The following is a 16,564-nucleotide window of genomic DNA, read 5'->3' as shown; positions in this document are numbered from 1 at the left end:
ATGTTTAAAGAAGACATAAAACACTGCGCCCCTGTCTTCAAAAGGTGGACAGGCGGCAGTTTTCCTTAAAGGAGGATGACAATATGCGTAAAACCAAGATTGTTTGTACGATTGGCCCCGCAAGTGAAAGTATAGAAAAGCTGGTTCAATTAATAGAGGCGGGGATGAATGTAGCACGGCTTAACTTTTCTCATGGAAATCATGAAGAACATGCCGCTAGAATACGCAATATTAGAGAAGCGAGCGAAAAAGCGGGTAAACAGGTTGCTATCCTGTTGGATACAAAAGGACCTGAAATACGGACAAATAATATGGAGAATGATTCCATAGAGCTTGTAGCCGGCAATGAAATCATTATTTCCATGAATGAAGTCCTGGGAACACCTGAAAAATTCTCCATTACCTATGAAGGGCTTCTGCATGATGTCCACCCAGGATCTAAAATCCTTTTGGATGATGGATTGATTGGGCTTGAAGTGTTGAAGATAGATAAGGTAAGAAAAGAAATCCATACCAAGATCTTGAATAGCGGTACACTTAAAAACAAAAAAGGCGTGAATGTACCTGGAGTTTCGGTTAACCTGCCTGGCATAACGGAGAAAGATGAACAGGATATCCTTTTTGGAATCGAACAGGGTATTGACTTCATTGCTGCCTCATTTGTACGCAGGGCTTCCGATGTGCTTGAAGTAAGTGAATTATTGCAGCAAAATGGAGCGGAACATATTCAAATCATCCCTAAGATCGAAAATCAAGAGGGTGTAGACCGTCTTGATGAAATCTTGGAAGTTTCAGATGGCTTGATGGTAGCGCGTGGAGACTTGGGAGTGGAAATTCCCGCAGAAGAAGTGCCATTAGTCCAAAAACAAATGATCAAAAAATGTAATAATGCTGGAAAACCAGTAATAACGGCTACACAAATGCTCGATTCGATGCAGCGTAATCCAAGGCCGACCCGTGCAGAAGCAAGTGACGTGGCCAATGCCATATTTGATGGAACGGATGCAATCATGCTTTCTGGTGAAACAGCTGCTGGAACCTATCCTGTCGAAGCGGTGCAAACGATGCATAACATTGCTTCACGTGCTGAAACTGCCCTCGATTATCGGGATATATTATCACTCAGAAGCAAAGTGAACCGTCATAATGTCACTGATGCTATTGGCCAATCCGTTGCCCACACCGCGCTTAATCTTAATGCAGGGGCAATCATCACCCCTACGGAAAGCGGTCATACGGCCAGGATGATTTCCAAATACCGCCCTAAAGCACCGATCATTGCGGTTACATCCAATGATCATGTTACTAGAGGGCTTGCATTGGTTTGGGGAGTCTATCCGCAGATTGGTCCAAAAGCAACTACTACCGATGAAATGCTTCAAACCGCAATAGATGAAAGCTTGCATTCCGGCTTAGTTTCCCATGGGGATTTAGTCGTCATTACAGCCGGTGTGCCTGTAGGTGAAACAGGTACGACTAACTTGATGAAAATTCATGTGTTAGGAGAGGTTCTTTTGAAGGCTCAAGGAATCGGCAGGAAATCAGCTAAAGGTGAAGTGGTTATTGCTAAGAATGCCAAGGAAGCTTTGGAAAAAGTGACGGAAGGCTCTGTATTGGTTACGATCGGTTCGGACCGCGAAATGATGCCGGCGATTGAAAAGTGTGCGGCCTTGATTACGGAAGAAGGCGGTTTGACAAGCCATGCAGCTGTTGTAGGAGTCACATTGGGCATACCGGTCATCGTTGGGGCGGAGGACGCGACCAAGGTTTTCAAGGATGGTCAAAGAATAACAGTCGATGCAGGTCGCGGAGTCATTTACGATGGACATGCCAACGTTTTGTAAAACGAAATTTTGGCTGATTCCGTGCCGATGAGGTAAGATGGATGTACCGCACCAGAAATGGGCTGTGCAGGAGGAATGTAGATGAAATATTTTTTAATGTTTATCATTGCGATGCCGGTCGTTGAAATTATTGTCCTTTTGCTGTCAGGCAACCTGATTGGTTTTTGGCCAACGCTGTTCCTGATTGTAGCCACAGGCTTGATCGGAGCTTATTTGGCTAAACGGCAAGGGATGGAAACGTGGAAAAAGGCACAGGAACAGATTCGTTACGGAATGATGCCAGGAAATGAAATCATTGATGGAATCTGTATCTTTATCGGAGCTGCACTGTTGCTGTCCCCTGGGCTCATCTCGGATATCATGGGATTGATCCTAGTGTTTCCGCCAACCCGGAATCTCCTCAAACCGATTGTTATCCGGTTTATCATGAACAGGGTGAATAAAGGGAAAGTTACTATCATTCAGCATAAATAATATAAGGCTGTCTAAAGGCTTAAGCTTTTAGGCAGCCTTTTTTGGTCTGGAAAAAAGGTCAACAAAAGCATCCAAGTTTTTTATAGGGTGCTTTTTTTGATTAACAAATAGGAGTTTTAATGTTAATCGGATTTTGCCTGTTTCACAATTAAATGATGAATTCCACGAGAATGAAAAAGTGTATAATAACAGGATTTTTAAAGATTAACCCTTTGAAAACATTGGTAAATCAGGCTTTTCCATGCTTGAAAATCTTTTTTTAGATTTTTTAGAAAAAACTGGTGACAAATTTATACAACGTGTTATATAATACAAACAGGAAATAAAACAACTGTATTATAACATAAAAGAGTTGGAAAGGATGTGGAGAGGCAACATGATTACGGAAGCAAAAGGCTTACAAATTACAGGCAACATTAAGCCAGGATATGAACAGATACTTACAACGGAAGCTCTTCAATTCATCGAAAGAATTGAACGGCATTTCAATGAAAGAAGGGCAGAACTTCTAGAACGGCGGAAAAGCGTTCAGGAAGAACTGAATCAAGGTAAGCTTCCTGATTTCCTTGAAGAAACGAAGCATATTCGCGAAAGTGATTGGACGATTGCGCCCCTCCCGAATGATTTGCAGGACCGCAGGGTTGAAATCACTGGACCTGTTGATCGCAAAATGATCATTAATGCCATGAACTCAGGTGCCAATGTATTCATGGCGGACTTTGAAGATGCCAATTCACCCACTTGGGAGAATTGCATTGATGGCCAATTGAATCTGCGGGATGCAATCCGCGGAACCATTTCATTTAAAAATCCAAATGGCAAAGTGTATGAACTAAATGAAAGAACAGCTGTCCTAAAGGTAAGGCCACGCGGCTGGCATTTGGAGGAAAAACATGTCCTTTTGGATGGACAGCCTATATCAGCCAGCATTTTTGATTTTGGACTGTACTTTTACCACAACGCAAAGGCGTTGGTCGAAAAACAAAGTGGTCCATACTTTTACTTACCAAAAATGGAAAGCCATCTCGAAGCAAGATTATGGAATGACATATTCGTATATGCACAGAACGATTTGAGAATTTCGCAAGGAACCATCAAGGCAACGGTCTTGATAGAAACGATTCTTGCTGCATTCGAAATGGACGAAATTCTGTACGAGCTGAAAGAACATTCGGCAGGCCTGAACTGTGGACGCTGGGATTATATCTTTAGTTTCCTGAAAAAATTCCGTCACTCGGATGATGTCATCTTCCCAGACCGGCAGCAGGTCACGATGACCGTCCCGAACATGAGGGCGTATTCCTTACTGGCAATCAAAACATGTCACACTCGTAATGCTCCTGCAATCGGCGGGATGGCGGCGCAAATTCCTGTTAAAAATGACCCGGTTAAGAACGATGAGGCTTTTGCAAAAGTAAAGGCAGATAAAGAACGCGAAGCAAGAGACGGTCATGATGGAACATGGGTTGCCCATCCAGGTATGGTAAGCACGGCAAAAGAGGTTTTTGACCTGCTCGTCCCAAAACCGAATCAAATTTTCCGAAAACGGGAAGATGTCCATGTAACAGCTCAAGAGTTGCTGGCTGTACCGGAGGGAACGATCACAGAGGCAGGATTAAGAACGAATATTAACGTTGGCATCCAATATATCGCCTCCTGGTTAAGCGGCAGAGGTGCGGCACCCATCAATAACTTAATGGAAGATGCTGCAACCGCTGAAATTTCAAGGGCTCAAGTTTGGCAATGGATCCGTCATCCAAAAGGCATTCTCGAAGATGGCAGGAAAATAACCAAGGAATTATTCCATCAAATCAAAGAAGAAGAATTGGCGGTCATTAAATCGGAAGTAGGGGAAGGAACTTTCAAATCAGGAAAGTTTGAAGAGTCTACTAAACTATTTGAACAATTGATTGAAGCGGATGACTTTGCAGATTTCTTAACGAATGCCGCATACGAAAAATTATCTTAATATTCAAAATATAAATTAGGAGGAAATAAAGATGATGAATGAGAGAGCGCAAAAATTACAACAAAGCTGGGAAAATGACTCACGGTGGACTGGTATTAAACGTCCTTATACTGCCGAAGAAGTTATTAAACTAAGAGGTTCCATCGATATTGAACAAACATTGGCACGCCGTGGTTCTGAAAAACTATGGGATCTATTGAATACGGAGGATTTCATCAATGCATTAGGAGCATTGACTGGTAACCAAGCCATGCAGCAGGTGAAAGCTGGTTTAAAAGCAATCTACTTAAGCGGCTGGCAAGTGGCGGCAGATGCTAACATCGCAGGGCAAATGTACCCTGACCAAAGTTTATATCCAGCCAATTCCGTGCCGCAAGTAGTTAAACGCATTAATCAGACACTTCAGCGTGCAGACCAAATCAGCTTTGCTGAAGGAAAAGATGATATCGATTGGTTCGCTCCAATCGTGGCGGATGCTGAAGCAGGCTTTGGCGGTTCCCTTAACGTCTTCGAATTAATGAAAGGCATGATCGAAGCTGGAGCGGCAGGCGTTCATTTTGAAGACCAGCTTTCTTCCGAGAAAAAATGCGGTCACCTGGGCGGTAAAGTCCTTCTTCCAACCCAAACGGCAGTACGTAATTTAGTTTCCGCCCGATTGGCAGCCGACGTAATGGGTACACCGACTATCTTGATTGCCCGTACGGATGCTGATGCTGCAGATTTGATCACCGATGATATCGATCCGGTCGATGCACCATTCATCACTGGTGAAAGGACTCCAGAAGGATTCTACCGCACGAATGCAGGTCTTGACCAAGCAATTGCAAGAGGCCTTGCTTATGCGCCGTATGCCGACCTTATCTGGTGTGAGACTTCTGAACCTAATCTAGCGGATGCTCGCCGCTTTGCCGAAGCGATCCATGCAGAGTTCCCGGGCAAACTGCTAGCTTACAATTGTTCTCCATCATTTAATTGGAAAGCGAAATTAAGTGATGAAGAGATTGCAAATTATCAGGTGGAATTGGGTAAATTGGGTTATAAATTCCAATTCGTTACACTTGCAGGATTCCATTCATTGAATCATAGCATGTTCAACCTTGCTCTTGGTTATAAAGACCGCGGCATGGCTGCATACTCAGAACTTCAACAAGCGGAGTTCGCTAGTGAGCCCGACGGCTATACAGCAACACGTCATCAGCGTGAAGTGGGAACTGGTTACTTTGATGAAGTGGCACAAGTCGTTTCTGGTGGAACATCATCCACAACAGCGCTTGCAGGTTCTACTGAAACAGAACAATTCGAGACGTCAAAATAATTTTAGCTTAAAAACAAAGATCCGCCTTGTACTCAAGGCGGATTTTTAAATGGAAATGGGTGAATGCTAATAGTGTATGGAATATCTTAAGTCGTTTTCTTCGTATCCCCGATGATGAAAGTCCATATGGCCTTGAAGACATTGGCACGCTGGAGTGTATTGAATATGACAAGTACGACAGGTCCTGCAATCAGACCTAGGAAACCGATCAATTTGAAGCCGATGAACAAAGCGATGAGAGTGGCAAGCGGATCCAAACCAATACTGGAAGAAAGTACTTTTGGCTCTATTAACTGACGCTGGACAACGACGATTATGTAAAGAACGGACAAACCGATTGCAAGACTTGTATTCCCGGCAATGAATTCAAAGATGATCCAAGGAATGAAAATCGTACCTGTCCCTAAATAGGGGATGATATCGACCAGTCCGCATATCAGGGCAATGGTAATTGAATAATTCACCCCCAATATGAGAAATCCGATTAAAATCGTCACAGTCGTCAATGAAACAAGAGTGAATTGTGCACGGATAAATCCGAACAAAGCCCGTTTTAAGTCCCTGAATAAACGCTTGGCACCCGCAAAAATCTTATCAGGCAACACTTTTCCGGTCATGCGGCTAAAGGTATCCCAATCTTTGCTGATGAAGAAAGTGCCCAGCAGGGTAAAAAGGAGTGCTGTTGCTGTAGTTGGAAACCATCCGATGATTGTGGGGATGTTCTTCAAGAAAGCTTGAATGAAGCCGCTTACTCCGGTAGTGATCGATTCACCGATATTTTGGATATTCTTGAGGACTGTGTCCTGCTGTTCGGTATCCAAATTATTGAACATGGCAGCTATTTGATTATAAAAAGGGATGACGGTGGACGCGATGTATGTTTCTATATAATCCACGATGGTTTCAATATGTTTCGGGATGACTCCGGCCAGGTAATTGGTCCCTGAAATGATCTCTGTGACCAGTAAGGTGATAAGACCCGCAAATAAAAGGAAAATGAGTAAAAGGGAAACGAATACAGCCAACCCCCGTGGCAGCCTTCCTTTCCTTTCGAAAAAAGTGACCAGGGGATTCATCAAGAAAGCGATTATCATGGCAATGATGAATGGATATGTATATTTAGATAAATAAAACAAGGCGATTCCGCCTAAAATAATCCCTCCGATGACCAGTAAAGAGCGAATGAAACGATACATATATACCGGATTCAAGTCATATCCTCCTTCAATCATAAAGTTTGTATTATAATTGTAACGATGATGGAAAAGAAAGGAAAGATTCTTTCATCTTTCGGCTTAACTTTTTTCCGCCGATGCATCGTTCCATAAATCATTTTTCTCTCAGGAAACATGGGAGTTTGTTATGTTAAAATAACAAAAACAGAAGGAAGAAGGTGAAGGGAGAATGATCAACGGTCCTGTAGTATTTTTAATTCTGCTTGCTGCAATCGGTTGGTTTGGGAAAAACACCTCACTGATCATGGCTGCGGGTTTTCTTTTAAGCATGAAACTGATTGGCCTTGACGCTAAAGTGTTTCCATACCTGGAAGCGAAAGGAATCAACCTGGGCGTTACGATCATTACGATTTCGGTACTCATACCCATAGCAAACGGGGCGATAGGTTTCAAGGAACTCGGAGACGCAATAAAATCTCCCTATGCCTGGATTGCGCTTGCATCTGGAATAGCGGTTGCGCTCATAGCGAAAAATGGGATTACGCTCCTATCACATGATCCGCACATTACCACGGCTCTTGTTTTTGGGACGATTCTTGCAGTCGCATTATTCAAAGGTGTGGCTGTCGGTCCGTTAATCGGGGCGGGAATTGCTTATTTATGCATGCAAATCTTCAATTTTTTTAAATGAAGCGAGTGGCAAAGGGGAGAAAAGTCCGTCAGTTCTGGGGATATAAATTTTCTATTTAATGTTTCGTTTATTCTGCTTTGAGGCAAATTTTCAAAAAAAACGTTTTGAATCGCATAAAAAAAAGCAAGAGAATATGTAGCTAATTTTTCTAATAAAATAATAATTTTTTCACATTTTAAGTGCTTTTCATTCCCAAAAAAGTGTTTATTGTTTATAATAATGGTGTAACTGCTCTGATTTATTAAAATTGGGATTCAGAATATCATTGATATTTTTGAGGAATCTTAAAAAAAAGATGTAGTTATTGAGCAAGCGCTCACTAGGAATAGCTACAAGCATTATTTTTAGAATTTCGTTTAAAAGATTATCGTACATTTTACTATTGTTGGGGTCATATTCTGTGAACGCTTCCAATACAAGATGTATGTCTTCTGCTAAAAAATAGATGGTTGTTTACAATAGCTAATTTCTTGGAAGCGCTATATTTATACGCTAATAGCAAGGGCATAGGGGAATATTTAGGAAAAGGAGAGATTTAGTATGACAGCAACAAAAGGTCTTGAAGGTGTGGTAGCAACAACTTCATCAGTAAGCTCCATTATCGATGACACATTAACGTATGTAGGTTATGACATCGATGATTTAGCTTCTAACGCAACATTCGAGGAAGTAATCTATCTTTTATGGCACGGAGCTCTTCCGAACAAAAGCCAATTAAAAGAATTAACTCAACAGCTTGCTGAAAATGCTGAAATTCCAGCTGAAGTGGTTAATCACTTCAAAACATACCCAATCGATAAAGTACATCCAATGGGAGCTCTTCGCACTGCAGTATCTCTTCTGGGTCTTTATGATGAAGAAGCAGATGTAATGAGTGAAGATGCTAACTATCGTAAAGCAATCCGCATCCAAGCAAAAATCCCTACATTGGTAACAACTTTCGCTCGCATCCGTCAAGGGAAAGAAGCTGTTGCTCCACGTACAGATTTAAGCTTTGCTGCTAACTTCTTATATATGTTAAGCGGTAACGAACCAACGGCAATCGAAGAAGAAGCATTCAACAAAGCATTGGTTCTTCATGCTGACCATGAATTAAACGCTTCTACATTCACTGCACGCGTTTGTGTGGCTACATTATCTGATATCTATTCTGGCGTAACTTCTGCCATTGGCGCTTTAAAAGGCCCTCTTCACGGCGGAGCTAACGAACAAGTCATGAAAATGCTTACAGATATTGGTTCAGTTGAAAACGTTGAGCCATATATCAACGAAAAATTAGCCAATAAAGAAAAAATCATGGGCTTTGGCCACCGTGTATACCGTAAAGGTGATCCCCGTGCTAAACACCTTAAAGAAATGTCAAAAAAACTGACTGAACTTACTGGACAACCTCAATATTATGATATGTCCATCAAAATTCATGAAATCGTAACCGGTCAAAAAAATCTTCCACCGAACGTGGATTTCTATTCTGCTTCCGTATACCACAGTTTAGGTATCGAGCATGACCTATTTACACCAATCTTTGCTGTAAGCCGTGCTTCAGGCTGGATCGCTCATATCCTTGAGCAATATTCAAACAACCGCCTTATCCGTCCGCGTGCAGAGTATGTTGGACCAGGTATGCAAAAATACGTACCGATTGAAAAACGCTAATTAAAAGTTTTTTCGAAAAATCATTTTTTATTTCATCGAATTTGTAGTAAATTAATAGATGTGAGTAAAAAAGGTTAGTGGTTCTGCCTCATTAAATGGCAGGCCATCTAACCTTTGAATTTGAATCGGAGGTAAGAGACATGACACAAAGCCAAAAAATCACAGTTACTAACGGTGCTCTTAACGTACCAAACAATCCAATCGTTCCTTATATTGAGGGAGACGGAATCGGTCCTGATATCTGGGCTGCAGCATCCCGCGTTTTAGACGCAGCAGTTGAAAAAGCGTACAATGGCGAAAAGAAAATCGAATGGAAAGAAGTTTTAGCTGGACAAAAAGCATTTGACCAAACGGGCGAATGGCTTCCACAAGAAACTCTTGATGTCATTAACGAATATCTAATCGCTATTAAAGGACCTCTTACAACTCCAATCGGTGGCGGTATCCGCTCATTGAACGTTGCATTGCGTCAAGTATTGGACTTATTCGTATGTCTTCGTCCAGTACGTTACTTTGATGGTGTACCTTCACCGGTTAAACGTCCTGAAGACACTGACATGGTCATCTTCCGTGAAAACACTGAAGATATCTATGCTGGTATCGAATATGCAAAAGGTTCTGACCAAGCGAAGAAATTAATCGACTTCCTACAAAATGAATTCGGTGTTACAAACATCCGTTTCCCAGAAACTTCTGGTATCGGGATCAAACCGATCTCTGAAGAAGGAACGAAACGTCTTGTTCGCTCTGCACTTAACTATGCGATCAAAGAAGGCCGTAAGTCATTAACGCTTGTTCATAAAGGTAACATCATGAAATTCACTGAAGGTGCATTCAAAACTTGGGGTTATGAAGTTGCAGAACAAGAATTCGCCGATAAAGTGTTCACATGGAACCAATATGACAAAATTAAAGAAGCTGAAGGCACTGAAGCTGCTAACAAAGCACAATCTGCTGCTGAAGCTGAAGGCAAAATCATCGTTAAAGATTCCATTGCTGATATCTTCTTACAACAAATCCTGACTCGTCCTAAAGAGTTTGATGTTGTTGCAACAATGAACTTGAACGGAGATTACATTTCTGATGCATTAGCTGCACAAGTTGGCGGAATCGGTATCGCTCCAGGAGCAAACATCAACTACGAAACTGGACATGCCATCTTCGAAGCAACTCACGGAACGGCTCCTAAATATGCTGGTCTTGATAAAGTTAACCCATCTTCAGTTCTTCTTTCAGGCGTTCTTTTACTTGAGCACCTTGGCTGGAACGAAGCTGCAGACAGCATCACTAAATCAGTGGAACAAACAATTGCTTCTAAAGTTGTTACATACGACTTTGCCCGCCTAATGGAAGGTGCAACTGAAGTTAAATGTTCTGAGTTCGCAGACGAGCTTATCAAAAACCTTAAATAATTCATTATATGCTTTCTGGAAAAGTGCCTGAATGGGCTGCTTTTCCAGGAAGCTTATATATTATTTTCATGAGGATGTTAAAAGTATTCCAAAAGTATTCATATATTTTAAGGAGGAAATAACATGTCTAAACGTAAAAAAATCACAGTTGTAGGTGCTGGATTCACTGGTGCTACAGCAGCATTCCTAGCCGCTCAAAAAGAACTTGGCGATATCGTTTTAGTTGATATCCCGCAAGCTGAAAACCCTACTAAAGGTAAAGCCCTTGATATGGCGGAAGCAGGACCTGTCCTAGGTTTCGATGCTAACATCATCGGTACATCCGACTATGCAGAAACAGCTGATTCCGACGTAGTGATCATCACTGCCGGAATTGCCCGTAAACCCGGCATGAGCCGTGACGACTTAGTTCAAACTAACCAAAAAGTTATGAAATCAGTAACTAAAGAAGTCGTTAAATATTCCCCTAACACAACCATCATCGTTTTGACTAACCCTGTAGATGCAATGACTTACACTGTTTACAAAGAATCAGGTTTCCCTAAAGAACGCGTTATCGGACAATCAGGTGTCCTTGATACAGCTCGTTTCCGTACTTTCGTAGCTCAAGAATTAAACTTATCGGTTAAAGATGTAACTGGTTTCGTGCTTGGCGGACACGGAGATGATATGGTTCCATTGGTACGCTACTCTTATGCAGGCGGAATTCCTTTGGAAACATTGATCCCTAAAGATCGTTTAGAAGCAATCGTGGCTCGTACCCGCACTGGCGGCGGAGAAATCGTCAACCTTCTTGGAAACGGAAGCGCCTATTATGCACCAGCTGCATCTCTAGTGGAAATGGCTGAAGCGATCCTTAAAGACCAACGTCGCGTTCTTCCGTCCATCGCTTATCTTGAAGGTGAATACGGATTTGAAGGTATCTACCTCGGAGTGCCGACTGTTCTGGGTGCAAACGGTATTGAACAAATCATCGAACTTGAATTGACTGAAAACGAAAAAGCGGCACTTTCAAAATCAGTTGAATCAGTTAAAGCAGTAATGCAAGTCCTTCAATAAGTGATCATGATCAGACTGTTCGGATATAGGAAGAAAAGGCCATGGTCTTTTTCCGGTTCCGGGCAGTTTTTTTTCGCTTCAAAAGTCCTGGGAACTTATAAACACCCTGCTGAAGATAAGGAATAACTTACTTTCCGTTTTTTTTATGTGTAAATTTCATATAATATTCTTTATAATGGAATTGGATGAGTAGACCAAGAAATTGGTCTTTTGGGTAATACATAATTCAGGAGGATCTAATGTCAAAGAAAATTCTCGTAGTGGATGATGAACAATCAATAGTTACCTTACTTCAGTACAATTTAGAACAAGCAGGCTATTCGGTAATCACAGCTTTGGATGGAGAACAAGGGCTGGAGGCTGCCGTGGATATACGCCCCGATTTAGTGGTATTGGATTTGATGCTGCCTAAAATGGACGGGCTTGAAGTATGTAAGCAGCTTCGCCAGCAAAAAATCAATATACCGATCTTGATGCTGACAGCTAAGGACGATGAATTTGACAAGGTGCTGGGACTTGAACTAGGGGCGGATGATTATTTGACCAAGCCATTCAGTCCTAGGGAGGTAGTGGCCCGTATTAAAGCCATTTTAAGAAGATCCCAGTTACAAGCTAACGGCAGTGATTCAAGTCAGGATCAAGAAGATGGCCTATTGAAATTAGGGGAATTGAAAGTGTTCCCGGAACGATACGAAGCATTCTTTGATGAACAGCAATTAGAATTGACTCCAAAGGAATTTGAATTACTTTTATACTTGGCGAAGAATAAAGGAAGAGTGCTGACCAGGGATCAACTGCTCAGTGCGGTATGGAATTATGATTTCGCGGGAGACTCACGAATCGTCGATGTCCATATTAGCCATCTTCGTGAAAAAATAGAAAAAGATACAAAAAAACCTTTATATATCAAAACGATAAGGGGCTTGGGGTATAAGCTTGAGGAGCCTAAAAAAGAATGACGACCTATCGTAAAAAGCTCTTATATACCCTCATCACATTGGTGATGGTCGTCCTGATGGCCGTGGGCTTTTTATTAGGACACTTGTTCAAAAGCTATTATATTAAAACATTCAATGACCGTATACAGAACGAAACATTTTTCATTTCTACATATATTCAGGAGCATGGCGGAATCGAGTCCTTTTTGGAAAAAGGGAAGACGGCAAAACTGACACCCCTTTTAGATTCGAATTTAACCATTCTCTCCACGAATGGGGAAATATTATACGATTCGACATCATCCAATGAAATATTTAAAGGCCATGCCAATGTCCTTCGTAAAATAACTTTGGAAAAAGGGCTTAAGCAAGGGGAAGGGTATGAAGTGGTCGAAGGCGAATCGGACCTCCATTATTATTGGAAGACGGTTGAAAAGGATGGAGAGATTGAAGGCTTTGTCGTACATAGCAATGAAATAGAGGCCATCAATCAAGTTAATAAACAAATGTGGCAAATATTGATTATTTGTTTAGGGGTTGCCTTAATCATCATTCTCATGCTTGCGAGCAAAATCACTTCATATTATACGCGTCCGATCGAGGAGGCGACGATGGCGGCCATTGAACTGGCAAAAGGGAATTATGGAACCCGGACATTCGGGCGGCATTCCGATGAAACGGGAATGCTGACAACTTCCTTGAACATATTGGCGAGGAATCTTCAGGAAACAGAGATAGCGAGGGAAATGAATCAGGATCGTTTGGAAACACTTGTTGAAAACATCGGTAGTGGTGTCTTGCTGATCGACAGTAAAGGGTATACCACATTAATCAACCGGGAATTCAAGAAAAGCTTCCGTGTGAACTCCGCTACGTTTTTGTTTCAGGAATATTATTCGGTCATTAAAGATCAGGAAGTCATAGCCATCATCGAAGAAATCTTTCGAACGGAAAAAACGATTAAACGACAGGTGAAGATACCGCTTGCCATAGAACGTAAGCATTTTGAGATTTACGGTGCTCCCATTATCGGGAATCATGATGAATGGAAGGGGATCCTCCTCATTTTCCATGATATTACCGAATTGAAAAGGCTCGAGCAGATGCGGAAGGATTTCGTGGCTAATGTGTCCCATGAATTGAGAACCCCGATCACTTCTATTAAAGGCTTTTCTGAAACATTGTTGGATGGCGCCTTAAAAGACGAAAAGACCTTAAAGCACTTTTTATCGATTATCCTGAAAGAAAGTGATCGGCTGCAAGAACTCATTCAGGAGCTTCTGAATTTATCCAAAATGGAGCAACAGGAATTCGTTTTAAACGCAGGGGTCGTGGATATTACGAAAGTGCTTGGCGAAATACAAGAAATGCTTATAGGCAAGCTGAAAGAAAAAGAAGTATCCCTTGAAATTAAAACATCACCGGAGCCAGTATTCATTGAAGGGGAATCTGACAGGATCAAACAGGTTTTCATCAATTTGATTACGAACGCATTGACCTATACACCAAATGGCGGCAGGGTCACCGTTGATATTATTGAAAATGAACAGACGGTCGATATAGCAGTGCAAGACAGCGGGATCGGCATCGAAGAAAAAGAACTGCCGAGGATCTTTGAACGGTTTTACCGGATCGATAAGGCGAGGAGCCGCGATTCAGGAGGAACGGGCATTGGACTGGCAATCGTCAAGCATATAATAGAAGTCCATAAAGGTAAAATCAATGTGGAAAGCACACCTGGAACCGGGACGACTTTTACAGTCACATTAAATAAAAGCTTAAAAGGAATGTAGCGGATTTCTTATTTACATGTCCTTTACAATTCCTTAAAACGGACTTCATAATGCAGGGGTACAATGGTTGTACAACCCCTCATCCAAGGAGTTAAACATTGACAGAGACATAGTCTCTGTCTTTTAATTTTGGCTATATTCCCCGGGAACCATTCCTCTATCCTATTTTCCTGGGAAAATATTTGATTTTTATGAAACTTTAGGCCCTTCCTTGCGTAAATAAGATATAACTGCAAAGAAGGGGTGATACATATCGTTAGCTTAAAAAGGATATATACGATCACAGGACTTGTCTTTCTTATTTTAATTTTAGGTGTAGTTGCGATATCGACCTGGTACACGGTTGATGAATCCGATCAAGCTGTCATAATGACGTTTGGTAAAGTGGAGCAAACGATAACGGAACCAGGACTTCACTTTAAACTGCCTTGGCCCGTTCAATCGGTCGAGAAATTATCCAAAGAAACATTCAGTCTTAAATTTGGATATAAGGAAGAGGATGGAGAGGTGAAGGATTACCCGAGTGAGACTAAAATGATTACGGGTGATGAAAATATTGTGCTGGCCGACCTGGTGGTCCAGTGGAAAATCACCGACCCTCCAAAATATCTATACAATGCGGATGATCCAGAAAAAATATTATACGATACGACTTCAGCTGCATTACGGAGCATTATCGGCAGCACGAAAATCGATGATGCCCTTACATCCGGTAAAGCGCAAATCGAAGCGGATGTACGCGATTTATTGTCACAGCTAATGGAGAAATATGATGTCGGGATTTCCATATCTGCGGTTAAACTCCAGGACGTGGAGTTGCCGAATGAGGAAGTGCGGAAAGCATTTACCAATGTAACGGATGCCCGGGAAACTGCGAATACGAAAATCAACGAAGCGGATAAATATGAAAATAAGCGTATGAATGAAGCGGAAGGGGAAAAAGATGCCCTCATTTCACAGGCTAATGGGGATAAGGCTGCCCGTACGGAAGCTGCCCGCGGTGATGTAGCTGTTTTTGAAAAATTACTCAGTGAGTATAAGGGCAATAAGGGGATTACGAAGGACCGCCTTATTATTGAAACCCTTGAGGAAGTAATGCCGAATGCAGAGATTTATATTATGAATGATGATGGAAACACTATGAAGTACTTGCCGCTTCGCTCGCTCGAAAAGGAGGAAACGAAAAAAACTCCTGCCCCTGATGAAGCCGCTATACCCGAAGAAGAAACGAAAATAGGGAATGCATCGGAAGAAAAAGCGACAGGGGAAGGGGGCACTAAACAATGAGCGGAAAAATAATAGATTTCTCTGAGTTGAAAAAAGGGGATTTTCATTGGAGGGGCTATGTGAGAATCGGCATTTTCCTGATTATTTTCATCGCGTTGCTGCTAATCATCCTCACCAATGTCTATATCGTCAAAGAGGGAGAATACAAAGTCGTCCGCCAATTCGGTGAGGTGGTAAGGATCGATAAGACCCCGGGATTGAAGGCGAAGGTGCCATTCATTCAGAGTGTCATGACCTTGCCGAAGTATCAGATGACTTCTGATGTTTCCGAAGCGGAAATCAATACGAAAGATAAAAAGCGGATGCTGATCGATAACTATGCAGTTTGGAGAATAGAAGATCCGAAGAAATTGATTACAAATGCAAGGACACTTGAGAATGCCGAAACGAAAATGGAAGAGTTCATCTATTCGGCAGTTCGTTCAGAGCTGGGCCAGCTGAATTATGATGAGATCATCAATGATGAGAAATCATCCAGGGGAAGTTTAAACGACCGCATAACCGAAAAAGTCAACGAACTGCTGCAAAAGGACAGTTATGGAATCAGCTTGACGGATGTCCGGATAAAGCGGACTGACTTACCCTCCGAAAACGAAGCATCCGTCTTCAAGAGGATGATTTCCGAGCGGGAATCGAAAGCGCAAGAATACCTATCCAAAGGTGATGCGAAGAAAAACCGTATCATTGCGGATACTGATCGGAAAGTGAAAGAATTGCTCTCTACTGCAGAGGCTGATGCAGAAGTGATCAGGGCTGAAGGAGAAGGGGAAGCAGCGAAAATCTATAATAAGTCGTTTTCCAAAGATCCCGAATTCTATAAACTATACCGGACTCTTGAATCCTACAAAAAAACGATTGGAGATCAAACGGTCATCGTTCTGCCTTCGGATTCCCCTTATGCCAGCTTGTTAATGGGAAATACTAAATAACCTTGATGCCGTCATTTTTCTT

13 protein-coding genes are annotated in these 16,564 nt (G+C 41.9%); 12 read left to right on the top strand and 1 reads right to left on the bottom strand.

All coding sequences use genetic code 11. The features are described 5' to 3' along the window. The first annotated feature begins 83 nt into the window (after positions 1-83). The 4 genes from pyk to aceA all read left to right on the top strand — a co-directional run bounded on the left by pyk (position 84) and on the right by aceA (position 5,602). The gene (gene pyk, locus MKY17_RS20470; RefSeq protein WP_098369979.1) at positions 84-1,844 is read left to right on the top strand and encodes a pyruvate kinase; all 1,761 of its coding nucleotides are present in this window, start codon (positions 84-86) and stop codon (positions 1,842-1,844) included. An 81-nt stretch (positions 1,845-1,925) separates the two neighbouring features. Beyond that, positions 1,926-2,318 (top strand): FxsA family protein, encoded by a 393-nt coding sequence (locus tag MKY17_RS20465; protein WP_098369980.1) that lies wholly within the window; start codon positions 1,926-1,928, stop codon positions 2,316-2,318. 376 nt (positions 2,319-2,694) lie between these two features. Further along, entirely contained in the window at positions 2,695-4,287 is a 1,593-nt protein-coding gene (aceB, locus tag MKY17_RS20460) for a malate synthase A (RefSeq protein ID WP_098369981.1), read from the top strand. A gap of 31 nt (positions 4,288-4,318) precedes the next feature. After that, positions 4,319-5,602, top strand: coding sequence for an isocitrate lyase (aceA, locus tag MKY17_RS20455; RefSeq protein WP_098369982.1), 1,284 nt, complete (start codon positions 4,319-4,321; stop codon positions 5,600-5,602). An 86-nt stretch (positions 5,603-5,688) separates the two neighbouring features. Here aceA and ytvI read toward each other — a convergent pair whose 3' ends face one another. After that, positions 5,689-6,813, bottom strand: coding sequence for a sporulation integral membrane protein YtvI (gene ytvI, locus MKY17_RS20450; protein ID WP_098369983.1), 1,125 nt, complete (start codon positions 6,811-6,813; stop codon positions 5,689-5,691). A 193-nt stretch (positions 6,814-7,006) separates the two neighbouring features. On the opposite strand from ytvI, the gene MKY17_RS20445 reads away from it, so the two are divergent. The 8 genes from MKY17_RS20445 to MKY17_RS20410 all read left to right on the top strand — a co-directional run bounded on the left by MKY17_RS20445 (position 7,007) and on the right by MKY17_RS20410 (position 16,542). Then, positions 7,007-7,468 carry a DUF441 domain-containing protein gene (locus tag MKY17_RS20445; protein ID WP_034309113.1) on the top strand — a complete coding sequence of 154 codons (462 nt, stop codon included), beginning with the start codon at positions 7,007-7,009 and terminating at the stop codon, positions 7,466-7,468. Between the two features lie 540 nt (positions 7,469-8,008). Continuing rightward, on the top strand, positions 8,009-9,124 hold the full coding sequence (gene citZ, locus MKY17_RS20440) for a citrate synthase (RefSeq protein WP_098369984.1): 1,116 nt from the start codon (positions 8,009-8,011) through the stop codon (positions 9,122-9,124). 95 nt (positions 9,125-9,219) lie between these two features. Further along, positions 9,220-10,536, top strand: a complete 1,317-nt coding sequence (icd, locus tag MKY17_RS20435) for an NADP-dependent isocitrate dehydrogenase (protein WP_286176892.1) — start codon at positions 9,220-9,222, stop codon at positions 10,534-10,536. Between the two features lie 123 nt (positions 10,537-10,659). After that, a complete protein-coding gene (mdh, locus tag MKY17_RS20430) occupies positions 10,660-11,595 on the top strand; it encodes a malate dehydrogenase (protein WP_098369986.1) in 936 nt (311 codons plus the stop codon). A gap of 239 nt (positions 11,596-11,834) precedes the next feature. After that, positions 11,835-12,554: a response regulator transcription factor gene (locus MKY17_RS20425; RefSeq protein WP_098369987.1), complete on the top strand. Its 720-nt coding sequence runs from the start codon at positions 11,835-11,837 to the stop codon at positions 12,552-12,554. Continuing rightward, on the top strand, positions 12,551-14,326 hold the full coding sequence (locus MKY17_RS20420) for an ATP-binding protein (RefSeq protein ID WP_098369988.1): 1,776 nt from the start codon (positions 12,551-12,553) through the stop codon (positions 14,324-14,326). The genes MKY17_RS20425 and MKY17_RS20420 overlap by 4 nt, the downstream gene beginning before the upstream one ends. A 252-nt stretch (positions 14,327-14,578) precedes the next feature. Then, positions 14,579-15,613, top strand: coding sequence for an FtsH protease activity modulator HflK (gene hflK, locus MKY17_RS20415; protein WP_098370107.1), 1,035 nt, complete (start codon positions 14,579-14,581; stop codon positions 15,611-15,613). Further along, complete coding sequence (locus MKY17_RS20410) at positions 15,610-16,542, top strand: protease modulator HflC (RefSeq protein ID WP_098369989.1); 933 nt, start codon at positions 15,610-15,612, stop codon at positions 16,540-16,542. Before hflK ends, MKY17_RS20410 begins: the two co-directional genes overlap by 4 nt. Positions 16,543-16,564: the final 22 nt, after the last annotated feature.

The organism is Peribacillus sp. FSL P2-0133 (genome assembly GCF_037975445.1).
Classification (GTDB): domain Bacteria; phylum Bacillota; class Bacilli; order Bacillales; family DSM-1321; genus Peribacillus; species Peribacillus simplex_E.
This window is presented reverse-complemented; position numbering and strand designations above follow the sequence as displayed.